The 21,559-nt window shown below is 41.6% G+C and carries 20 protein-coding genes; 9 read left to right on the forward strand and 11 right to left on the reverse strand.

Translation table 11 applies throughout. From position 1 onward, the window contains the following. Window positions 1-24: 24 nt before the first annotated feature. The 3 genes from ACEYJ7_RS08970 to ACEYJ7_RS08980 form a co-directional block, all read right to left on the reverse strand. Window positions 25-633, reverse strand: a complete 609-nt coding sequence (locus tag ACEYJ7_RS08970; RefSeq protein WP_373778745.1) for a TIGR04211 family SH3 domain-containing protein — start codon at window positions 631-633, stop codon at window positions 25-27. A 72-nt stretch (window positions 634-705) separates the two neighbouring features. Next, window positions 706-1,968, reverse strand: a complete 1,263-nt coding sequence (locus ACEYJ7_RS08975) for an inorganic phosphate transporter (RefSeq protein WP_373778746.1) — start codon at window positions 1,966-1,968, stop codon at window positions 706-708. Between the two features lie 17 nt (window positions 1,969-1,985). Continuing rightward, a complete protein-coding gene (locus ACEYJ7_RS08980; RefSeq protein ID WP_373778748.1) occupies window positions 1,986-2,666 on the reverse strand; it encodes a TIGR00153 family protein in 681 nt (226 codons plus the stop codon). A gap of 318 nt (window positions 2,667-2,984) precedes the next feature. On the opposite strand from ACEYJ7_RS08980, the gene pheS reads away from it, so the two are divergent. From pheS to ACEYJ7_RS09000, 4 genes are all read left to right on the forward strand, one after another. Next, the gene (gene pheS / locus ACEYJ7_RS08985; protein ID WP_373778749.1) at window positions 2,985-3,974 is read left to right on the forward strand and encodes a phenylalanine--tRNA ligase subunit alpha; all 990 of its coding nucleotides are present in this window, start codon (window positions 2,985-2,987) and stop codon (window positions 3,972-3,974) included. A gap of 138 nt (window positions 3,975-4,112) precedes the next feature. Continuing rightward, window positions 4,113-6,500, forward strand: a complete 2,388-nt coding sequence (gene pheT / locus ACEYJ7_RS08990) for a phenylalanine--tRNA ligase subunit beta (RefSeq protein WP_373778750.1) — start codon at window positions 4,113-4,115, stop codon at window positions 6,498-6,500. Window positions 6,501-6,515: 15 nt separating this feature from the next. Continuing rightward, complete coding sequence (locus tag ACEYJ7_RS08995; protein WP_373778752.1) at window positions 6,516-6,812, forward strand: integration host factor subunit alpha; 297 nt, start codon at window positions 6,516-6,518, stop codon at window positions 6,810-6,812. Window positions 6,813-6,876: 64 nt separating this feature from the next. Further along, on the forward strand, window positions 6,877-7,404 hold the full coding sequence (locus tag ACEYJ7_RS09000; protein ID WP_373778753.1) for an NlpC/P60 family protein: 528 nt from the start codon (window positions 6,877-6,879) through the stop codon (window positions 7,402-7,404). Window positions 7,405-7,702: 298 nt separating this feature from the next. Here the strand turns inward: ACEYJ7_RS09000 and fbpC are convergent, their stop codons facing one another. The 3 genes from fbpC to ACEYJ7_RS09015 form a co-directional block, all read right to left on the reverse strand. Then, window positions 7,703-8,755 (reverse strand): ferric ABC transporter ATP-binding protein, encoded by a 1,053-nt coding sequence (gene fbpC, locus ACEYJ7_RS09005; protein WP_373778755.1) that lies wholly within the window; start codon window positions 8,753-8,755, stop codon window positions 7,703-7,705. Between the two features lie 10 nt (window positions 8,756-8,765). Beyond that, window positions 8,766-10,805, reverse strand: coding sequence for an ABC transporter permease (locus ACEYJ7_RS09010; RefSeq protein WP_373778756.1), 2,040 nt, complete (start codon window positions 10,803-10,805; stop codon window positions 8,766-8,768). A gap of 155 nt (window positions 10,806-10,960) precedes the next feature. Next, the gene (locus tag ACEYJ7_RS09015; protein ID WP_373778758.1) at window positions 10,961-11,995 is read right to left on the reverse strand and encodes an ABC transporter substrate-binding protein; all 1,035 of its coding nucleotides are present in this window, start codon (window positions 11,993-11,995) and stop codon (window positions 10,961-10,963) included. Window positions 11,996-12,217: 222 nt separating this feature from the next. Between ACEYJ7_RS09015 and ACEYJ7_RS09020 the strand changes: the two genes are divergently transcribed. Further along, window positions 12,218-12,499, forward strand: a complete 282-nt coding sequence (locus tag ACEYJ7_RS09020; RefSeq protein WP_373778760.1) for a hypothetical protein — start codon at window positions 12,218-12,220, stop codon at window positions 12,497-12,499. 82 nt (window positions 12,500-12,581) lie between these two features. On the opposite strand, the gene ACEYJ7_RS09025 is transcribed toward ACEYJ7_RS09020, so the two are convergent. Further along, window positions 12,582-14,069 carry a helicase HerA-like C-terminal domain-containing protein gene (locus tag ACEYJ7_RS09025; RefSeq protein WP_373778762.1) on the reverse strand — a complete coding sequence of 496 codons (1,488 nt, stop codon included), beginning with the start codon at window positions 14,067-14,069 and terminating at the stop codon, window positions 12,582-12,584. 70 nt (window positions 14,070-14,139) lie between these two features. Beyond that, complete coding sequence (rhlB, locus tag ACEYJ7_RS09030) at window positions 14,140-15,357, reverse strand: ATP-dependent RNA helicase RhlB (protein ID WP_373778763.1); 1,218 nt, start codon at window positions 15,355-15,357, stop codon at window positions 14,140-14,142. A gap of 186 nt (window positions 15,358-15,543) precedes the next feature. On the opposite strand from rhlB, the gene argF reads away from it, so the two are divergent. From argF to ACEYJ7_RS09045, 3 genes are all read left to right on the forward strand, one after another. Continuing rightward, window positions 15,544-16,560, forward strand: a complete 1,017-nt coding sequence (argF, locus tag ACEYJ7_RS09035) for an ornithine carbamoyltransferase (RefSeq protein WP_373778765.1) — start codon at window positions 15,544-15,546, stop codon at window positions 16,558-16,560. 149 nt (window positions 16,561-16,709) lie between these two features. After that, window positions 16,710-17,972, forward strand: a complete 1,263-nt coding sequence (gene glyA / locus ACEYJ7_RS09040; protein WP_373778766.1) for a serine hydroxymethyltransferase — start codon at window positions 16,710-16,712, stop codon at window positions 17,970-17,972. Window positions 17,973-18,033: 61 nt separating this feature from the next. Next, window positions 18,034-18,309 (forward strand): DUF1294 domain-containing protein, encoded by a 276-nt coding sequence (locus tag ACEYJ7_RS09045; RefSeq protein ID WP_373766149.1) that lies wholly within the window; start codon window positions 18,034-18,036, stop codon window positions 18,307-18,309. Here the strand turns inward: ACEYJ7_RS09045 and ACEYJ7_RS09050 are convergent. After that, the gene (locus ACEYJ7_RS09050) at window positions 18,298-18,924 is read right to left on the reverse strand and encodes a histidine phosphatase family protein (protein ID WP_373778767.1); all 627 of its coding nucleotides are present in this window, start codon (window positions 18,922-18,924) and stop codon (window positions 18,298-18,300) included. The genes ACEYJ7_RS09045 and ACEYJ7_RS09050 overlap by 12 nt on opposite strands. Before the next feature lie 64 nt (window positions 18,925-18,988). Here ACEYJ7_RS09050 and ACEYJ7_RS09055 point away from each other — a divergent pair, with 64 nt between their 5' ends. Next, window positions 18,989-19,621 (forward strand): TIGR01621 family pseudouridine synthase, encoded by a 633-nt coding sequence (locus ACEYJ7_RS09055; RefSeq protein WP_373778768.1) that lies wholly within the window; start codon window positions 18,989-18,991, stop codon window positions 19,619-19,621. Here ACEYJ7_RS09055 and ACEYJ7_RS09060 read toward each other — a convergent pair. Together ACEYJ7_RS09060 and fdhD are read right to left on the reverse strand one after the other, a co-directional pair. Beyond that, a complete protein-coding gene (locus tag ACEYJ7_RS09060) occupies window positions 19,618-20,547 on the reverse strand; it encodes an AEC family transporter (protein WP_373778769.1) in 930 nt (309 codons plus the stop codon). The two genes, ACEYJ7_RS09055 and ACEYJ7_RS09060, sit on opposite strands and share 4 nt — an antisense overlap. 5 nt (window positions 20,548-20,552) lie before the next feature. Beyond that, window positions 20,553-21,326, reverse strand: a complete 774-nt coding sequence (gene fdhD / locus ACEYJ7_RS09065) for a formate dehydrogenase accessory sulfurtransferase FdhD (RefSeq protein WP_373778779.1) — start codon at window positions 21,324-21,326, stop codon at window positions 20,553-20,555. Window positions 21,327-21,559: the final 233 nt, after the last annotated feature.

Genomic DNA, 21,559 nt, shown 5'->3' on the forward strand with positions numbered 1-21,559 from the left:
ATAAGAACCGAGGCTTTGAATTTTTTACGCCCAACCGTTGTTACGTTTACGACGTGGAAGAATAAACGGAACGATTAAGCCGATTAATAATCCTACACCTAGTACGGTCCCTCCGTAAATAAAATATTGAATCATAATCTCTCTGGATTCGGCGTCTTGCAATGTTTCAAGATCACGATTTTTATTTTTTAAAATATCAACTTCACGTTTTAACTGAGCATTTTGCTCCAGTAATTGACTGCTTTGTTGTTCGGCTTGTTGAGTACGACGTTGCATTTCTGCCGTACGTTGCTGCCAATCTTTATCAATGTTATTTAATTTCAGAGTGAGTTCTTGAACTTGTTGTTGGAGCTGAGGTGTTAATTCTTTAGAACTTGGTGTATCGGTCAATTCTGAATTTAAAATCCAAGACTCACGATTTTTGCTGTCGCGAATCAGAGAATAACGTTCTTTTTTATCAAGCAATGTGACTTTTTCGCCGGCTTGGATGGACCCTGAGATTTTATATTGATCCCCCGGACCTTTACGTAAATAAGTATTTAGATTTTCTGTTACGTACAGGTTTTGGGCTACAGCCGGTAATGAAGCCCCGAGTAAAAAGCAAGCGAGTAGAGTCGAAATATATTTTTGCATGTTAATTCCTTACTTAAAAATAAAAGAAAAAGTGCGAATAAACGCACTTCCTCTAAAATTCAGACCTCGATATTACATAAAAATTACACTCATTATGTAATAAATAATAATGGAAAGGAGAGCCCCCATTGGCAGAGTAATCATCCAAGATGCAACGATATTACGGATTACACCTAAGTTTAATGCTGCAATACCACGAGCAAAACCAACACCAAGAATAGCACCGACGAGAGTCTGTGTTGTCGAGATTGGTAAACCTGTACCGGATGCAATAACAACGGTGATCGCTGCGGCAAACTCTGCGGAGAATCCGCGGCTTGGCGTTAAGTCTGTAATACCGGAGCCGATGGTACCCATTACTTTATAACCCATTACAGCCATACCAAACACAATCCCTATAGCACCAAGCGGTAAAATCCAAGGGGCTAATGTCGCTTTACCCGCGACTACACCGCCGCTTTCGACCACAGAAACTACCGCAGAAAGGGGACCGATAGCATTGGCAACGTCATTTGAACCGTGGGCAAATGCCATGGAACAAGCCGTTAAAAGCATTAAGATACTAAATACTTTTTCAACACCACCAAATGCACTACCTTGGACACGGTTTGCAAAAGACTCGCTTCGGAAGTAAAAATAGCAAACGGTAATACCAACAGCGGCAATGGCGGAGGAGATTAGAACAGTTTCGCCTGTAGTTAAATGTAACCCAACGTGTTTCAAACCTTTACTCATCGTGACGATACTCAAAATAAATGCGGTCAAGCCCATATAAAAAGGACCGTATTTACGAGCGTTTTCCATCGGATTTTCTGTATCAAAGATCAGCTTTTGTGTACTGGTAAAAATAGTGTAAGACACAATACCGGCAACTAATGGAGTAATAAACCAACTTCCCACAATACCGCCTAATTGCCCCCAATGTACGGATTCAGCGCCTACAGTTAAGCAACCGAAACCGATGATCGCGCCGATAATGGAGTGAGTCGTCGAAACCGGCCAACCCATTTTGGATGCAAGTAATAACCATAAGCCGGCAGCTAATAACGCCGACATCATACCCAATATTAAAACATCAGGACGACCGGAGAAAAGAGAGATATCAATAATTCCACTTTTGATGGTTTCTGTTACTTCACCACCTGCAAGATATGCACCGGCAAATTCAAAAACCATTGCAATAAGAATGGCTTGTTTTGCAGTGACTGTCCCTGAACCAACCGATGTTCCCATCGCATTTGAGACGTCGTTTGCACCGATACCAAATGCCATTAAAAAACCGAATAGCGCAGTAATGATGATCAGAATTGTTCCATAGTCATGAATTAATTGCATAATTTTCAACCTCTTAATTATGAACGAGCTAACATCAACTCGATTCTCGAACCGATACGTTGTGCTTGGTCTGCAAGAACACCTACCCATTCAATAATTTTATACAGGAATATAATATCAATCGGACTATATGAGCTTTCAATAGGTAAAATAGCTCTACGTAATTCGATTTGAAGTTGATCGGTATCGTCTTCAATTTTATCCAACGCTAAGATCATATTATTGACAAAATTAAGTTCTCGGCCACGGAAGCCACTTTCCAATAATTGATCCATCTCATCAATTACTTTGCCGGCTTGGACGGTTGAATCAAGACTGCGGGCAAGGAAGCGCTGGAAGGTCGCTTGAATCTCTGTCGGGATGACGAGTCGACGGCCAATAACTCGACCGGAAATATCTTTTGCATAGTTTGCCAATTTGTCTAACTGTGTAACCAATTCGAGTAAATCGGTTCGTTCAACAGGCATAAATAAGCCACGAGGTGATTTCAAACGGATTTCACGCTTAAGGTTATCCGCTTCATTTTCAAAACGTGTAATTGTCGCTCTGATCTTCTCCGCTTCTTCCCAATTATCGTTAAAGGTAGCCTCGAAAAACGGAACTAACAGTCCACAACATTCAGTTACTTTCTTTGAATGTTGCTGTAGTGGCTTAAGTGGCGATTGTGCGAATAATCCTAAAATATTATTCATAGCCATAAGTTTATCTCCATTAAGGTTATATGATTTTGAGTTTACACCGATGTAAGCTCGGGCGGATTTTACAGTATGTTTTTCTTAAGATCACGGATTAATGTGCTACAAGCGGTCTGATAAGCTAAATTTTTTGCAAATTATTGGGGATTTATTTGCAACTTTCTCGATTTTTACAAACATCTAACACTTAAAAATCAATGGGTTATTAAAAAAGTGAGTGATCTTTAAATTTACAATATCGTTCAGAAGTATTATTATTCAATATGTTATGCCTAGAAAAATAGGCTCATTTACAGTAAATCATCAATTTAGAGGGTAGGAATGCAAAACCTAAAAGAAATTACAGAACAGGCTCGTTTAGCATTAGATGAGTTACATGATAAAGGATTGGACGCCTTAGAAACATTTCGTGTGGAATATTTTGGTAAAAAAGGTCATTTTACCCAGTTAATGCAAAGTTTGCGCGATGTCGCGGCGGAAGAACGTCCGGCAATAGGCGCAAAGATTAATGAAGCCAAACAGATCATTCTTGATCGCTTAAACGTAAAAAAAGAAGAGTGGGAACAAGCGGCAATTAATGCCCAATTAGAAAAAGAAAAAATCGATGTGAGCTTACCCGGCCGCAAAGCGGAGTTAGGCGGTTTACATCCGGTTTCCATTACAATCGAACGTGTTGTGAAATTTTTTGCAGAGCTCGGTTTTTCCGTCGAAAAAGGTCCGGAAATTGAAACGGATTATTACAACTTTGATGCATTAAATATTCCTCCTCACCATCCGGCTCGAGCCGACCATGATACTTTCTGGTTTGATGCAGAGCGTTTATTGCGTACCCAAACCTCAGGCGTACAGATCCGAACCATGGAAAAAATGAGTCCGCCTATCCGTATTATGGCACCGGGACGTGTATATCGTAATGATTACGACCAAACCCATACGCCGATGTTCCATCAAATCGAATTACTTTATGTCGATAAAAAAGCCAACTTTACCGAATTAAAAGGCTTGTTACACGACTTCTTACGTGCCTTCTTTGAAGAAGATCTGCAAGTGCGTTTCCGTCCGTCTTATTTCCCATTCACTGAACCATCTGCGGAAGTGGACGTAATGGGTAAAAACGGTAAATGGCTTGAAGTGTTAGGTTGCGGTATGGTGCATCCGAATGTGCTACGTAGTGTGGGCATTGATCCTAACGAATACTCAGGTTTTGCGGCGGGAATGGGGGTTGAACGTTTAACAATGCTTCGTTATAACGTGACCGATCTACGTTCATTCTTTGAGAATGATCTGCGTTTTTTAAAACAATTTAAGTAATGATCAGCGCCGCCGGCGAGAGTGTTCCGCTCGAAACGAGAAACAAGCGGTCAGTTTTTAATAAAATTTTGCAAAATTATCTATGGCATGAGTGAGACGTTCGCGTCAGCAGTAGATAAAAGGTTATAGGATAGAGATATGAAATTCAGTGAAAGTTGGTTGCGTGAGTGGGTAAATCCAGCGATTACCACCGAGCAATTATGCGACCAAATTACTATGTTAGGTTTAGAAGTTGATGCTGTAGATGCCGTCGCAGGTGAATTTACCGGTGTCGTTGTCGGAGAAGTGGTTGAATGTGCTCAACACCCCGATGCGGATAAATTACGTATTACTAAAGTAAATGTCGGTGGCGAACGCTTATTAGACATTGTTTGCGGTGCACCCAATTGCCGACAAGGTTTAAAGGTAGCTTGTGCAATTGAAGGAGCGGTTTTACCGGGTAATTTTAAGATTAAAAAAACTAAATTACGGGGTCAACCGTCAGAAGGCATGCTTTGTTCATATTCGGAATTAAGCATTAAAGAAGATCATAGCGGGATCATTGAGTTACCGTTAGATGCGCCGATCGGTACTGATTTACGTGACTATTTGAAACTAAATGATAACACAATTGAAATCAGTTTAACGCCGAACCGAGCCGATTGCTTAAGTATTGCCGGTATAGCCCGTGAAGTTGGGGTAGTTAATCGATTACCGTTGAACACTCCGCAGATTGAACCGGTAAAAGCGACTATCGCGGATAAAGTGTCTATTGATTTACAAGCGCCGGAAGCGTGTCCACGTTACTTATTACGCGTTATCAAAGGTGTTAATATTAACGCTAAATCACCGTTATGGTTACAGGAAAAGCTCCGTCGTTGCGGTATTCGTTCTATTGATCCTATCGTTGATATTACCAACCATAGTTTGCTCGAACTAGGGCAACCAATGCACGCTTTCGATCTAGATAAAATTGCTCAGCCGGTACAAGTGCGTATGGCAAAAGACGGTGAAGCGCTTGTTTTATTGGACGGTACCACAGCAAAACTGCAATCAAATACGTTGCTAATTGCAGACCAAAACGGACCGCTTGCAATGGCTGGTATTTTTGGCGGTGAAGCAAGCGGAACCAGTACAGAAACTAAAAACGTGGTATTAGAAGCCGCTTTTTTTGCCCCGTTAGCGATTACCGGTCGAGCGCGTCAATATGGCTTACATACCGATGCTTCACACCGTTTTGAACGAGGCGTTGATCCCGAATTAGCGCGTCAGGCAATGGAGCGGGCAACTGCATTATTAATTGAAATTGCAGGCGGTGAAGCAGGTGAAATCGTTGAAGCGGTTAGTGACGAACACTTACCGAAAGCGAAAACCGTTACTTTACGTCGCAGTAAATTGGATTCGTTATTAGGTCACCACATTGAAACAGAAACGGTCAGCGATATTTTTAACCGTTTAGGTTTGCAATCTGAATATGCTAACAATGTTTGGACGGTGAAATCCCCAAGCTGGCGTTTCGACATCGAAATTGAAGAAGATCTGATTGAGGAAGTGGCGCGTATTTACGGTTATAACAGCATTCCGAATAATGCTCCGTTAGCGCATCTTAAAATGAAAGGCATTCCGGAAAAATTACTGGAAGCAATTCGGGTGAGAACCGCTTTGGTTGATAGCGATTATCAGGAAGTGGTGACTTATAGTTTCGTGGATCCTAAAGTACAACAATTATTACATCCTGAACAAGAGGCTTTAATTTTACCTAACCCGATTTCCAGCGAAATGTCGGCGATGCGCGTTTCACTATTGACCGGATTATTGGAAACCGTTGCTTATAACCAAAATCGTCAGCAAAATCGTGTACGTATTTTTGAAAGCGGTTTACGTTTTATTCCGGACAGCAATGCAGAAAACGGTATTCGACAAGAAACGGTTTTCGGCGCGGTGATTGCCGGAGATAAACGCCCGACACACTGGGAACATAAAGCGGAAAACGTCGATTTCTTTGATCTTAAAGGTGACTTAGAACGTATTTTATCTTTAACCAGTGTCGGTAACGACTTGCAGTTTGTTGCGAAGCAATATCCTGCATTGCACCCGGGGCAATCGGCTGCAATTATGTTAGAGGGTAAAGAAATTGGTTTTATTGGTACAATTCATCCAAAAATTGTGCAAAAATTAGGATTATCGGGTAAACCGGTTGCATTTGAACTATTGGCGGAAGCAATTGCTGAGCGTACTGTTCCAAATGCGAAAGAAATCTCTCGCTTCCCGGCAAATAAACGCGATATTGCAGTTGTAGTTGACATGGACGTTGCTGCAGGTGATGTTATAAACGAATGTCGTCAAGCTGGTGGCGAGAAATTAGTTAGCGTGAATTTATTCGATGTTTATCAAGGGGCGAATTTAGCATTCGGTAAGAAGAGTTTGGCAATCAGTCTGACAATTCAGGATACTGAAAAGACCCTTGAAGAAGATCAAATTAACGCAGTGATTCAAACGGTGTTAGATGCACTGGCTAAACGTTTCAATGCCTATCTAAGAGACTAGATTAAGGAAAACATTATGGCACTTACCAAAATTGAAATAGCAGAAAACCTTGTTGAAAAATGCGGGTTGGATAAACGTGTTGCTAAACAATTTGTCGAACAATTTTTTGAAGAGATTCGCTTATCGCTTGAAAAAGGCGAAGAAGTTAAGTTATCGGGTTTCGGTAATTTTTCTGTCAGAGATAAGAAAGCTCGTCCGGGTAGAAACCCGAAAACCGGTGAAGATGTGGCGGTATCTGCTCGCAGAGTCGTTGTATTCAAATCGGGGCAAAAATTGCGCGAACGCGTTGAAAACGCGAAGGTAAAAGCCTAAAACAATAGGAAAACATTCTGCAATTATTGAAGTTGCAGAATGTTTCTTTTTAGAGGAACTCAAAATGTTTCAAATGTTGAATAAAAAAACGGTTTCTCTGTGTGCTGTTTTGATATCTGCAGTTGCATTAACCGCGTGTAGCGGAAGTGGCGATACTTATAAAGCAGGAACATCAAAAATCTATAAGGCTAACCAAGGAAGCATTTCCGATCCTATTTTTGTGATTAGCAGCCTTAGTGAACAGCAAAGAGAGTGGAAAGGAACGCGTTATCGCTTAGGGGGAACAAGTCGTAGTGGTGTAGATTGTTCCGGATTTATGCAAGTAACGTTTCGTGATTTATTTGGTATTGACTTACCGAGAACAACAAGCGAACAAGCTTTGGAAGGTAGAAAAATTTCAAAACATGAAATTCAAACCGGTGATTTGGTTTTCTTTAATACCGGGCGGGGTCCTAACGGTAAGCATGTTGGCGTTTATGTAAAAGACGGTCAATTTTTACATGCTTCAACGAAAGGCGGAGTGATCTATTCCGATATGAATTCTCCGTATTGGTCAAAAACCTTTTGGCAAGCGCGGCGCTTATCGTCATAAAATGTGAGACTGATCACATAGTTGTGAAAAAGTTTGACTTTTCTTGAAAAATTATTTGAAAAGTTTAAGAACTTGACTTAATATTTCCTCACATTAAAAATAAGTGTTGCGTTCAGCAACCGGTTCATAAATTTGCTTTCCGAGTAGCCCCTGATTCAGGGGCTTTTTTTATGCTTGTTATTTTGTGAAGTCTCTAAATTGTGTGCTTTTACTGAGCGGTGAGGTGTTATAACAAGCGGTCTGTTTTACCGAAAAATTTGCAAAAAATAAGCAAAATTCGACCGCTTGTTTAGCGTCGTTATTCTTTATTCAGTAAGAAAATGCCTTTACTCATTAGATGAATATAGTGTTGTTGCTGATTTTCATCGTAATGTTCTGGGTTGAGATTTACTAAAATTTCTTTACCTTGCCAAAACATCACTACTTCCCAATGATTACCCATATAAACAGCGTGTTTAATTTCACAACGTTGATTTTCATTACCATAAGGGAAAAGCTGAATGGCTTCAGGACGGATACCCACTAAACAATCACCGTTCGGCACATTAAAACGTTCAGCGTTTTCAAGGGTAAAATCGAATGTACCGATTTGAATGGCATCGCCTTGACGATTTCCTTCCAAAATGGTGGATTCACCCATAAAGTTTGCTAAAAATAGTGAGTTAGGCTGTAAATAGAGCATTTTCGCTGTATCTTTTTGTTTAATCACACCTTTGTCCATCACGATAACTTCATCGGATACTGCAAAGGCTTCTGTTTGGTCATGGGTAACATAGAGTGACGTGATATTCAGACGTTGCTGTAACTCACGGATTTTTTCACGCATTGAACGACGCAGATTGGCATCCAAGTTACTGAGCGGTTCATCAAACAGCAATACTTTCGGTTTGAGAATCAGCGCACGGGCAAGAGCGACACGTTGTTGTTGTCCGCCTGAAATTTGATCGACATAACGATCTTCAAAACCGGCCAAATCCACCAGTTCTAGTGCTTCTTTAACGCGTTGCTTACGTTCTTCTTTCGGTACCCCTTGCATTTTCAAACCGTAACCGACATTGTCACCTATCGACATATGAGGGAAAAGTGCGTAAGACTGGAATACGATACAGATATCACGCTGTTGGATAGAGTTGTGAGTGACATCTTCGCCGTCGATAAAGATTTGACCTTCCGTCGGGTTTTCCAAACCGGCGACAAGACGCAATACCGTCGTTTTGCCACAACCGGATGGTCCAAGTAGCGTAACCATGGTGCCTTTTTTAATTGATAAACTTAAATTATTAATTACCGTCGCTTTACCAAAGGATTTAGTCACATTTTTTAATACTAAGAAATCATTTTGTTGTTCCATTTTTCTATCCTTAATTCATTTTTTTCGCTTTAGAGCGGGCAATACGAGTGTCACCCACAATCCAGTCAAAGAAGAAAATAATTGCCATCATGACGACAATCAGAATTGAACCATAAGCAATCGCCACACCATATTCACCATCTTCTACACGGTTTAAAATATAGGATGTTGCAACACGTGTATCCGCCGTAACAAGGAAGACAATTGCACTTACTGTTGTCATTGCCCGCACGAAGCTGGTGACCAACGCAGAAAGTAATGCAGGCTTAAGTAGCGGTAATACGATGAAGAAGATGGTTTTAAATGAGCCTGCTTTTAAAGAAAGAGAGGCTTCATCCAGTGATTTATCTAATTGCCCAAGTCCTGCAATCGCAGCACGCATCCCGACCGGCATGTTTCGCATTACCATTGAAAGAATGATGATCATTCCGGTGCCGGTAAGATAAATCGGTGCATTGTTGAAGGCAAGGATATAAGAAACCCCGGCAACAGTTCCCGGTACTGCAAAACAGAGCAATGTGAGGAATTCCAAGGTTTTTTTACCTTTGAAATTACGGCGTACGGTGATGTAAGCGATCAATAAGCCGAAAAGTGCGGTTATCGGAGCCGCACTGGCTGCGAAAATAACTGTTTGAATTAATGACGGCCAAGCACCATCGTCAAAGCCTTGCCCGAATAAGCTCTTATAGTTGTTTAATGTTAAAGTGTAGTCCACGCCCCAGTTTACGGTAAAACTACCGTAAAAAATACTGCCGTATAGAACCAGGTTAAAGAGTACCCAAGCGGATAAGGTTGCGATAATCACCCCTTTCATAGCATTTGGAAGATCCTGTACGTCGCCGCGATAGGATTTACCGGAAACGGTGACATAAGAACGATTGCCAATCCAAAGATATTGAATAACAAAAATGGCGAGAGAAAATACTAATAAAATCGAACCGAGCGTACTTGCCGAAGCGTAGTCTAATTGTGAACCTGCAATATAGAAATAGATTTGTGTCGCAATCACATCGAAGCTCCCTCCCAATACGAGCGGAGTACTGAAGTCAGCAAGAGATTGAATTACTACGACTAAGAATGAGTTCGCTAATGCCGGTTTCAGCAAAGGAAAAATAATATTGAAAAATGCTTGATAACGGTTGGAACGCAGAGTATAGGCAGCTTCTTCAACTGATGGATGAATGGATTTTAATGCCCCTTCCAAAATCATAAATGACATTGGCGTTAAAGCTAATGTATGCGCGATCACAATACCGGTGAAACCATATAACCAGTTACTGGCAAATCCAAAGTATTCCACTAAAAATGACGTAACATAGCCCGAACGTCCAAGCATTAATGTTACCCCTAGACCAACGACGAAAGGCGGAGTCACAATAGGTAAGATTGAGAAAATTTTACCGATAAACGCAGTCCGTTTAGCAATACGCGTGGTATAGAGAGCAAAAGCTAAACCGAATAAAGTTGATAAGATCCCAACGGTTGCGGCAACGCCCAAAGAGTTAGTAATAACACGCAATACATAAGGCTGTTTTAAAATCGTAAAAACTTGTGCAGGCACGAATTCGCTACCGTCATAGAACATTGAAATAAAAATCGCAATGGTCGGATAGACGATAAAGAAGAATATCAACAAAATAATGCTGATAAGTGAAGCAATAATGAAACGATCACCCTGCATCACTTTTAAATTGGCAAAAGCATTGGTCGCAATGGCAATTAATGCCACAATCACAAACATCACCGAATAGCCGAGGCTGATCTTTGCCACAATCGCAGAAATAAAAATGAATAGAAACAAGGCTGCAACGCCAATTAATTCCAGCTTGCTGCGCTGAAGACTATGATTACTGTTAGGCAATAGATAAATAAGCAGAGGTAAAAACCAAGCCCAAGTCAGGTTGAAACTAGACCAACCCATTGCAGCCAGATATTCATCGGAAGTCGACTCAAGCAAGCCGTAATCTAATGCTTTTGAAGGCAATAGCGCAAAGCCTAAAAAAGAGAGAAGCACCCAAAAAAGAGGGCGGGAAAAAAAAGAAGATTGCATAAGACCTCACAAAAATGGTTTTTGTACAACGGGCTTTACTATCAGAGAAATTAAGGAATAATCAAATTGTGACAGTACATTCTCAATGATTTCCACTATGTACGAAGTGATCAAAAGGCACGCGGTAAAACGCGTGCCGATATTTATGCGTTAAATTAGTTTGCTAACTTAACTTCTGAGACCCATTTATCAATTAAGCGTTTACGCTCATCACTTGAACCGTATTTTTCAAAGTCATAATCAATTAATTTGAGTGTATTTGGATCAAGAGAATAAGGAGAAGTTTCAGCCGTCGTATTGGTTAATACTTGGAATGATTCCCCTTTTTTCCAAGAAAGTTCTTGTGCTTCTTTAGATAACGCCCAGTCTACAAAGAGTTTGGCATTATTTAAGTTCCGCGCCCCTTTTAAGATACTCACACCGCCCAACTCATAACCGGTACCTTCGCTTGGCACCACCATCTCAATATTTGCACCGTTCTTTTTCTCCACGGAATAATCGTGTAAGAAACCGATACCGATGGCGGTTTCGCCACGAGCCGTATTGCGTGATGGAGTTACACCTGATTTAGTATATTGAGAAATGTTTTTATGTAATTTTTTGAAATAATCAAAAGCTTTCTCTTCACCCCAAAGTTGGACGAATGTCGCAATCGCGGTATAAGCGGTACCGGAGCTTTGTGGGTCAGCAATTTGAATTTCACCGGCTAAACGTGGATCGAGCAGATCTTCCCAAGAAGTCGGCACTTTTTCGATACCCAATTTTTTCAAACGGTCAAGATTCACACCGAAACCTAAAATACCCATATAAACGGCAGAGGTATAATTGCCTTTGACTTTTGCCGGATCCCGGAATTTTTCAACAATTTGAGCTAAGTTCGGCGATTGGTAGGCTTGCAATAATCCCATTTCACCGGCTTGGGATTGCGGATCTAAAGTACCGCCATACCACACGTCGGCTTGCGGATTATTTTTTTCCGCATCGACTTTCGCCAAGGTACTGCCCGAACCATTGCGGATAAAGGAGACTTTTACATCATATTTTTGACCGAAAGCTTGCGTTTCTTGCTCGCACATTAAATTGGTTGCACTGCAATAGACGACCAAACGCCCGGCGGCATTGGCTCCGGTTGCGATCACGGAACTTAAAAATAAAGAGGAAAGAGCAAGAGAAAGCGTTTTGAGTTTCATAACGTATCCTTTTAATTATCAGATGGAAAATGTTGTCACTATAACGAATTTTGAGGTTGAAAACTGTGAGTTCATTCACAAATAAATCAATAAACTATAAAAATTTTACATATTCTTAAAATAAAAGTGTAAGTTTTCATTCGAGGAGCACGTCTAATTCGGTGCCAATATTGAATTGGTCAAATAAGTTATTAACTATTATCTGATCGAAGGAGATTTTAAATGAAAAAACTCACATTAACCGCATTACTCGTGCTTGCAACCATACCAGCCTACGCGACAGACAACAAAATGGGAATGGAGAAAGCGGATCAAATGCAACCTTGTATGGAAATGAAAGGAGATAAATGCATGAAACCGGCGGAAATGAAGATGGAAACCATGAAAGAGAAAACATCCGAACAGACGGGAATGAAATCCGAACAGATGATGGAGATGAAATCGGATGACGCGAAGAAAATGATGTCGGATGAAATGATGAAAAAACCGGAAATGAAAAAGTAATCCGACATAAAACAAGCGGTGGGATTTGCAAAATAATTTGCAAATCCCACCGCTTGTAATCTATTGCATATAAGGTAAAACGCTATTTTTTACTTATCGCACCTAAAATGCCGCGCATAATTTGCTTCGTCACTTGGTTGCGTAAATTTCGTCCGACGGATTGAGCCACACTGCCGACCAACTGTTCGGCGATGCTTTGTTCGCTTTTTTTCTTCGTGCCGAAAATACTGCCGAGCATACCGCCGAGGAAGCTCTCTTCTTCCGCTTTGGCTTGCTCTGCTGCCTGTTGTTGTGCTTGGCTTTGGCTGTTCAGTACTTCAAATGCTGATTGATTATCGACGAATTGACTGTAGTGAAGATATAAGTCATCCTGTTTCACTAAGGCTATACGTTCGTCGGCTGAAATCGGTTTTAATTGGCTTTTCGGCGGATAAACATAAGCAATTTCCACCGGTGTCGGCATCCCTTTTTCGTCTAAAACGGAAATTAACGCTTCTCCTACGCCAAGCTGGGTAATGGCTTCCACGACATTGACCGACGGATTGGCACGGAAGGTTTCGGCGGCGGATTTGACCGCTTTTTGATCTTTCGGGGTAAAGGCGCGTAGCGCATGTTGCACGCGGTTACCTAATTGCCCTAAAACCGATTCGGGTAGATCCAACGGATTTTGTGTCACGAAATATACGCCGACCCCTTTTGAACGGATCAAACGAACCACTTGTTCGATTTTATCGACCAATACTTTCGGTGCACCGTCAAACAGTAAGTGGGCTTCATCGAAAAACAGCACGAATTTCGGTTTGTCGGGATCACCGACTTCCGGTAAATTTTCAAACAGTTCCGCCATAAACCAAAGCAGAAAAGCCCCGTACATGCGCGGAGAATTGATCAATTTTTCCGAATTCAAGACATTGATGACACCGCGCCCGTCACGGGTTTGGATCCAATCATGCAAATCCAGGGCCGGTTCACCGAATAAATTTGTCGCGCCTTCGTTTTCAAGGGTGAGCAAAGCGCGTTGAATGGCGCCGACACTTGCGGCGGACACATTACCGTATTCCAATTGGAACGTTTTGGCGTTCTCCGCCACGAATTTGAGCAGGGTGCGCAAATCTTTCAGATCAATAAGGAGTAAACCTTTATCATCGGCGACACGGAAGACAAGATTTAATAAACCTTCTTGGGTGTCGTTTAAATTCAACAAGCGGGCGAGGAGCATCGGACCCATTTCGGAAATAGTGGTGCGCAGCGGAATTCCGCTTTCGCCGAACACATCCCAAAATGAAACGGGAAAGCCGGCTAAATAACTTTCTCCGCCGAGATTGAATTGCTCGATACGTTCTGCAATTTTCCCTTGATAACTGCCCGCTTGTACTAAACCGGACAAGTCACCTTTGACATCCACTAAAAAAACCGGTACGCCGTCATCGCTGAAGGCTTCGGCAAGTTTGCGTAAAGTGACGGTTTTACCTGTACCTGTTGCCCCGGCAATTAAACCGTGGCGGTTTGCCATTTTGGCTGTTAAAGAAAGTATATTGCCGTCTTTGGTTTGGGCAATGGCATAACTCATAAATTCTCCTCATTAAATAACCGACAAGCGATCAGATTATTGTTGTTTTTTGCAAATAGTGTGAATCGGGTTATCTGCGTCTATTGTTTGTTATCCGTGAGCGGTTTCGATGCGGTTTCGGCAATGAGAGCAAAGCATTACTGTCATATTGACTGACCGGAATGGCATGCCCGATATATTCTTCGATTGCCGGTAAATTCACCGCGTAACGCTCACAGGCAAAACTGATGGAAATACCGCTTTCTCCCGCCCGACCCGTACGCCCTATACGATGAACGTAATCTTCACGATCGTCAGGTAAGTCGTAATTAAACACATGCGTGACATCGGCAATGTGTAATCCGCGAGCGGCAACGTCCGTAGCGACTAAAATATCCAGATGACCTTGAGTAAAGCTGTCCAATAATGCTAAGCGCTTTTTCTGCGGAATATCGCCGGTCAGCAAACCGACACGATGACCGTCGGCACTTAAATATCCCCAAATTTCTTCACATTTTTGTTTGGTATTGGCAAATACAATGCAACGATCCGGCCATTCTTCCTCAATAAGTGTGATTAACAGCGCCATTTTATCTTGGTTGGACGGATAGAATAACTCTTCTTTAATACGGTGACCGGTTCGTTGCAGCGGCTCGATTTCCACGTATTCGGCGTTATGCATATCTTCAAAGGCAAGTTCGCGCACTCGGTGGGAAAGGGTTGCGGAGAATAGCATGGTTAAACGTTCTTCCGGTTTCGGGCATTTCCGCATGAGGTAGCGGATATCTTTAATAAAACCCAAATCGAACATCCGATCCGCTTCGTCTAACACGACAACTTGAATTTTATCTAGATTGATAATGCCTTGTTTGACATAATCAATCACTCTCCCTGTCGTGCCGACTAAAATATCCACACCGCGGGCAATCGCCTGCAACTGCTTTTCATAGCCGTCCCCGCCATATGCCAAGGCTAAATCAAAACCGGCGTGTTTAACGAATAGTTCGGCATCGGATGCGATTTGGACGGCAAGTTCACGGGTCGGGGCCAAAATTAAGGCTCTCGGCTGATTTGGGTTAGTCGTTACATCGTTAGTTAGTAAATGGTGGAACGTGGCGATTAAAAATGCCAATGTTTTACCTGTGCCGGTTTGCGCCTGACCGGCAATATCTTGCCCGATTAAGGTGTAAGGTAACGTTCTTGCTTGGATGGGGGTACAGAATTCAAAGCCTTTGCTGTCCAATGCCGCCAGTACGTGGTCGTGAATCGGAAAATCAATAAAGCGTTGTTCGGTAAGGTGTTTAGACATTTTTTCTCCTTTATGAGCTAAACAAGCGGTCCGTTTATCGGGATTTTTTGCAAATTTTCGGCAAAAAGTGACCGCTTGTAACGGGAACTCTAAACAGAAAATAGGTGAAAAAGATACCACAATTGTGCTAATTTGAGTAGAATCTTCAACAATTTTAACCATTATTTTACTTATAAGGATTAGTCTATGTCTGCAAACACTACACCGAATTTAAAAAATCGCCATTTTCTGCGTTTAATGGATTTTACGCCGGCAGAAATAACCTATTTGCTTAACCTTTCTGCGAAACTTAAAGCCGATAAAAAAATGGGAACGGAAACCCGTACCATGAAAGGCAAAAATATTGCATTGATTTTTGAAAAAAGCTCTACCCGTACCCGCTGTGCCTTTGAAGTGGCCGCGTTTGATCAAGGGGCGAACGTGAGTTATATCGGGCCGAGCGGATCGCAAATCGGGCATAAAGAATCGATGAAAGATACCGCCCGCGTGTTGGGCAGAATGTATGACGGCATTCAATATCGTGGTTACGGTCAAGCGTTGGTTGAGATTTTAGCCGACTATTCGGGCGTGCCTGTTTGGAACGGGTTAACCGATGAGTTTCATCCGACTCAAATTTTGGCGGATTTTTTAACGATGCTAGAACATTCCGATAAGCCGTTGAACCAAATCAAATTAGCGTATTTAGGCGATGCCCGTAACAATATGGGCAATTCGTTTGTAGAAGGGGCGGCATTAATGGGCGTGGATCTGCGTTTAGTGGCGCCGAAACAATTTTTCCCTGAACAAGCATTATTGGACGAAGTGGCTGAAACGGCAGCCAAAACAGGGGCGAAGATTACTTGCACCGAAGATGTTGCTGCCGGCGTAAAAGACGTTGATTTCGTTTATACTGATGTTTGGGTTTCTATGGGCGAGCCGGAATCGGCTTGGGAAGCTCGCATTAATTTGATGAAACCGTATCAAGTCAATGCGGATCTGATGAAACTGACGGGCAATCCGAATGTGAAATTCCTGCACTGTTTACCGGCTTTCCATGACGATCAAACAACCGTCGGTAAAGAAATTGCGGCAAAATACGGCATGAACGGCTTAGAAGTGACTGATGAGGTGTTTGAATCCGAGGCTTCCATTGTGTTTGATGAAGCGGAAAACCGTATGCACACGATTAAAGCGGTGATGGTAGCAACATTGGGTGACCAGTAGTAAACTTCTTTATGATAACTTCACTTCTGCATTAATCTTTTTAATGCAAGGCTGAGAAAAAATCACTATCTAACAGACTGAAAACTGCGTAAAATGGCGCAGTTTTTTATTTCGCAAACGATTACTTAATTTATAGGAGAATCCTTAAAATGTTAAGACGTGATATGAATATCGCAGATTACGATCCCGTATTATGGCAAGCAATTCAAGACGAAAACCGTCGTCAGGAAGAGCATATTGAGCTGATTGCTTCGGAAAACTATGCAAGCCCGCGTGTGATGGAAGCACAAGGTTCACAATTCACCAACAAATATGCGGAAGGTTATCCGGGTAAACGCTATTACGGCGGTTGTGAATATGCCGATATCGTTGAACAATTGGCGATTGACCGTGCCAAAGAGTTATTCGGCGCAGATTATGCGAATGTGCAGCCTCATTCCGGTTCACAAGCAAATGCGGCCGTTTATGGTGCGTTATTGACGCCGGGCGACACGATTTTAGGGATGAGTCTTGCACACGGTGGACACTTAACTCACGGTGCTTCAGTCAGCTTCTCAGGCAAAGTGTATCACGCAGAACAATACGGTATCACCGCTGAAGGGGTTATCGACTACGATGCACTTCGTCAACAAGCGCATGAAGTAAAACCAAAAATGATTGTGGGCGGTTTCTCTGCTTATTCTCAAATCGTTGACTGGGCAAAAATGCGTGAAATCGCAGATGAAGTCGGCGCTTATTTATTCGTCGATATGGCGCACGTTGCAGGCTTAGTGGCTGCGGGCGTTTATCCGAGCCCGCTTCCGCATGCCCATGTTGTGACTACAACAACCCACAAAACATTAGCCGGTCCGCGTGGTGGTTTAATTCTTTCCAATGCGAAAGACGAAGAAATCTATAAAAAGCTACAAAGTGCCGTGTTCCCGCGTGAACAAGGTGGTCCATTAGTCCACATTATTGCAGCGAAAGCCGTTTGCTTTAAAGAAGCGTTAGAGCCTGAATATAAGGTTTACCAACAACAAGTGGTCAAAAATGCAAAAGCGATGGTGGAAGTATTCAAACAACGTGGTTACAACGTTGTTTCAAATGGTACCGAAAACCACTTATTCTTAGTTGATTTAGTCAGCCACGGTTTAACCGGTAAAGCGGCTGATGCCGCACTTGGTCGTGCGAATATTACGGTCAACAAAAATGCCGTGCCGAACGATCCACAAAAACCGTTTATTACCTCCGGTATCCGTGTCGGTACACCGGCAGTCACCCGCCGTGGCTTTAAAGAAGCGGAAGTCAAAGAGCTTGCCGGTTGGATGTGCGATGTGTTAGACAGCATCGGTAAAGAGAACGAAGCGGCAGTGATCGAAGCAACGAAAGTTAAAGTACTCGAAATCTGCAAACATTTACCGGTTTATCCGTAGTGTATCCTGTTTTTTTAAGGTAAACCCCGAATCATCGGGGTTTTATTTTTGTGGAGCGGTTATGGTTCTTTATTTTGTGATTTATCTTATTGGTATCAATGCACTGAGTGCCTATATGATGTATTCGGATAAGCAGAAATCCAAGAAAAAAGCGTGGAGGGTACCGGAGTCCAATCTCTTCTTTTTGTGCGTAAGCGGTGGATTCCTCGGTACGTACTTGATCATGAAACACTTCAAACATAAAACCAAACATTGGCAGTTTCACTTTGCGGTCATTGTGTCTGCCTTTGTTTGGTTATTGTGTATTCCCGGATTTTATTGGTATTTACAGGTTTAGGTGATCGACGTTATTAAATTCAACCAATTGTGCTTGACCGTTTTCTACTCGGACAATACTGATTGCCGTATTGGCAACGAATTTATGTTGTGTAGCATTTCTGAAATCATGCCAATGAATTCCCTTTAATACGGCGGTGAGCAGTGTGAGCGTCATGCCGTGGGAGACAATCAAAATATTTTCTCCGTCTTGATGGCGGGCGATAATTTGATTAAAGGCGTTCATAATACGTTGATAAAATTGTTCAAACCCTTCGCCTTGGTTTTCTTTTGCCGAATAATTTTTAGGATCCGTTCTGAATAAAATATATTCGGGATGGTTGATAAGCTCTTCTTTGTGCTTGCCCTCCCAGCTTCCAAAGTGAATTTCATTTAAGCCGCGGTGGTGAAAATGTGGGATATCCCGTTCACCGATAATATAATCCGCCGTATCCTGCGCCCGTTTGAGCAAACTGGAATAGCATGCGCTAAACGGTATATCCGAGAGTTTTTGACCGGTCAATTTTGCTCCGTAAATGCCTTCATCGACAAGAGGAGAATCCTCCGTGCCTTGTAATAAACCGGCGTCGTTCCATTCCGTACGACCATGACGAATTAAATAAATATTCAATGCCATTTGCTTTCCTTAAAATAAAAGATTAATTTGTATGATCTGAATCTTGACAAAAGTATAACAAATAATGGACCTGAAATTTACCCTCTGTTATCAACATCCGGATTTTATGATTATTAATAAACCTGCCGGCATCAGTGTACATAAAGACGATCAAGCGGTCGGTTTTACCGAATTTTTTGCAAAACAGCTTGGCGTTGAACAAGTGTGGTTGGTTCATCGTTTGGATAAGGTAACTTCGGGCTTACTGATTTTGGCATTGAATAAAGAGGCTGCAGCTGAATTTTTTAGGCTTTTTTCACAACACCGAATTCAGAAAACCTATTGGGCGTTAAGTACACAAAAACCGAAGAAAAAGCAGGGTAAAATTATTGGCGATATGCAAAAAAGTCGTAACGGTGCGTGGAAGCTTTGCCATACGAAAGAAAATCCGGCAGTAACCCAATTTATTTCCCATTCCCTTGAACCTCATTTACGCCATTTTATTTTGCAACCTCAAACCGGAAAAACTCACCAACTTAGAGTGGCAATGAAAAGTTTGGGAAGCCCGATTTTAGGAGATACACTTTATGGCGGCGGTGTTGCAGATAGAGTATATCTGCATGCCTACCGATTGGATTTTACTTATCAAGATCAGATTATATCCGTTAATGCATTACCGGAAAGCGGGGAGTATTGGTCAAAAGTGCTTGTTGATTAAATCAACTGATACAACGCAATAATTAACGGCATAGTGAAGGTGGCGAGTAATGTGGTGAATCCATAAATTGCGCTGGCTTTATTTGCATCTTGCCCATAAACCAAAGCCATTTGTGTGACTGTTGCGGCGGCAGGGCTAATGGTTGCCAAAAAACTGATCATCACAATTTTTTCACCGTTTTCCACCCATTGGGAAAAACCGAAAAGTTTTATGACAACCAACAAACAGATAGGGATAAAGATGAGTCGTAAGAAACTGACTAAATAAATACGTTTGGAAGAAATAATCGAGCGGATCGGCACCGCAGCAATCAACATTCCCGCAATAAGCATCGCATTCGGACCAATCATAATGCCGACGGCAGACAACGTGCCGGTAATAATGTCAGGCAGTCTGATTTGAGCGATAAACAGGATTAAACCGATAAAAATGGCGACAATATTGATATTCAGAAAAACTTTTCTGAACGAAAGGCTGCCTTTCCCACAAATAATCATCCGCAAATGAGACCAAAACAGAACATTTTGCACCACAATAAAACAGCTTGCATAAATTAACCACTCATCGCCGAACATGGAGGCGACTAACGGGATAATCAAATTTCCCGAATTAGCATAAATAGAGGCCGCATGCTCTAAATTATCTAATTTTAACAACCGTTTTAATATAGCTCCGATGGCGATCAATAATATATTTAAAAATATAGCAATACCTAAAGACAGTGCCAACCCCTTTAATATTTCAAGGGTATAATCAACTTGGAATGCATTAATTAATACTGCGGGGCTAATAATATATAAACCGATCACCGAAAGAGGATAGCTATCTTCCGATTTCAGAAATTTAAATTTCACTAAGCAATAACCAAGTAAAACAATTAAGGTTAATTGTGTAATTTTATTGGCAAGCAATAATGCGATATCCATATAAATTATTCCAAACGTAAACGGTGAATACCGGAATAAACGGTAGATTTTCCTTTTCGGGCAAATGCTAACAGTGTGAAATGATTTTCTTGTGCGATGTTAACCGCCATTTCTGTCGTTGCGGAAATGGCGCAAAGCATTTCTATTCCGCAGGCTAATGATTTTTGAACCATTTCAAAACTCGCACGACTTGTCACAAAGACAAAACCGACCGGATTGCCTGCTTTAGCATGCCATCCCAATAGCTTATCTAAGGCTACGTGTCTGCCGACATCTTCGCGAATGGCGAGTAAATCGCCTTCCACGGTAAAGAATGCCGCCGCGTGGCTTGCTCCTGTTTGTTGAGCGAGCTGTTGATGCTGTTCCAATTGGTTTAAACAGTCATTTAAAATAAGCGGATTAACGTCTTGCAAGCGGTCACTTTTGCGGAAAATTTTGCAATTTTGTTGTACTTGTTCCAACTGTTCCACCCCACAAATGCCACAACCGGTTCTGCCCGCTAACGTACGGCGTTTTTCTTTTAACAGAGTAAATTGACGGGTCGATATTTCCATTTGCACTTCAATACCGTTACAACTTTCGACAATATCTAATCCGTATAATTGCTGTTTATTTTCCAAAATACCTTCGGCAAGAGAAAAACCTAATGCAAAATCAGCTAAATCTTGAGGAGTACACATCATTACCGTGTGCGAAATACCGTTATAAACGAGAGCAACAGGCACTTCTCTGATTAAATTTTCGTCTGTTTTTTGATTTAATAAAGAACCATTATCAATAACGAGCCGATTTACACTGAAATTTTTGATCGAATTCACATTATTCCTCAAAATATTGTTTATAAAGTGGTTTATTTTGTTAAAAAAATGTATCATTTAACAGACTTTGGTTTGCATTAAATTGTATCTGATTTTTTTGATTTTCTGATTAAAAATAGGGTTATTAAGATATTTCCCGAAAAGAAACAATTTTAGTGTGGCTAATTTTATTTAATCTTTAGTTTAACCGCAAA

Source organism: Glaesserella sp. (assembly GCF_041814905.1).
Classification (GTDB): Bacteria; Pseudomonadota; Gammaproteobacteria; order Enterobacterales; family Pasteurellaceae; genus Glaesserella.

Excerpts from the sequence above, each read along its gene's own strand:
- ACEYJ7_RS09060 (WP_373778769.1), bottom strand. The coding sequence starts at position 20,547 with ATGGATATCGCATTATTGCTTGCCAATAAAATTACACAATTAACCTTA.
- ACEYJ7_RS09000 (WP_373778753.1), top strand. The coding sequence starts at position 6,877 with ATGTTTCAAATGTTGAATAAAAAAACGGTTTCTCTGTGTGCTGTTTTG.
- glyA (WP_373778766.1), top strand. The coding sequence starts at position 16,710 with ATGTTAAGACGTGATATGAATATCGCAGATTACGATCCCGTATTATGG.
- ACEYJ7_RS09055 (WP_373778768.1), top strand. The coding sequence starts at position 18,989 with ATGGACCTGAAATTTACCCTCTGTTATCAACATCCGGATTTTATGATT.
- ACEYJ7_RS09045 (WP_373766149.1), top strand. The coding sequence starts at position 18,034 with ATGGTTCTTTATTTTGTGATTTATCTTATTGGTATCAATGCACTGAGT.
- argF (WP_373778765.1), top strand. The coding sequence starts at position 15,544 with ATGTCTGCAAACACTACACCGAATTTAAAAAATCGCCATTTTCTGCGT.
- ACEYJ7_RS08975 (WP_373778746.1), bottom strand. The coding sequence starts at position 1,968 with ATGCAATTAATTCATGACTATGGAACAATTCTGATCATCATTACTGCG.
- ACEYJ7_RS08980 (WP_373778748.1), bottom strand. The coding sequence starts at position 2,666 with ATGGCTATGAATAATATTTTAGGATTATTCGCACAATCGCCACTTAAG.
- ACEYJ7_RS09020 (WP_373778760.1), top strand. The coding sequence starts at position 12,218 with ATGAAAAAACTCACATTAACCGCATTACTCGTGCTTGCAACCATACCA.
- ACEYJ7_RS09010 (WP_373778756.1), bottom strand. The coding sequence starts at position 10,805 with ATGCAATCTTCTTTTTTTTCCCGCCCTCTTTTTTGGGTGCTTCTCTCT.
- pheT (WP_373778750.1), top strand. The coding sequence starts at position 4,113 with ATGAAATTCAGTGAAAGTTGGTTGCGTGAGTGGGTAAATCCAGCGATT.
- ACEYJ7_RS09050 (WP_373778767.1), bottom strand. The coding sequence starts at position 18,924 with ATGGCATTGAATATTTATTTAATTCGTCATGGTCGTACGGAATGGAAC.
- ACEYJ7_RS08995 (WP_373778752.1), top strand. The coding sequence starts at position 6,516 with ATGGCACTTACCAAAATTGAAATAGCAGAAAACCTTGTTGAAAAATGC.
- ACEYJ7_RS09015 (WP_373778758.1), bottom strand. The coding sequence starts at position 11,995 with ATGAAACTCAAAACGCTTTCTCTTGCTCTTTCCTCTTTATTTTTAAGT.
- ACEYJ7_RS08970 (WP_373778745.1), bottom strand. The coding sequence starts at position 633 with ATGCAAAAATATATTTCGACTCTACTCGCTTGCTTTTTACTCGGGGCT.
- pheS (WP_373778749.1), top strand. The coding sequence starts at position 2,985 with ATGCAAAACCTAAAAGAAATTACAGAACAGGCTCGTTTAGCATTAGAT.
- fbpC (WP_373778755.1), bottom strand. The coding sequence starts at position 8,755 with ATGGAACAACAAAATGATTTCTTAGTATTAAAAAATGTGACTAAATCC.
- rhlB (WP_373778763.1), bottom strand. The coding sequence starts at position 15,357 with ATGTCTAAACACCTTACCGAACAACGCTTTATTGATTTTCCGATTCAC.
- ACEYJ7_RS09025 (WP_373778762.1), bottom strand. The coding sequence starts at position 14,069 with ATGAGTTATGCCATTGCCCAAACCAAAGACGGCAATATACTTTCTTTA.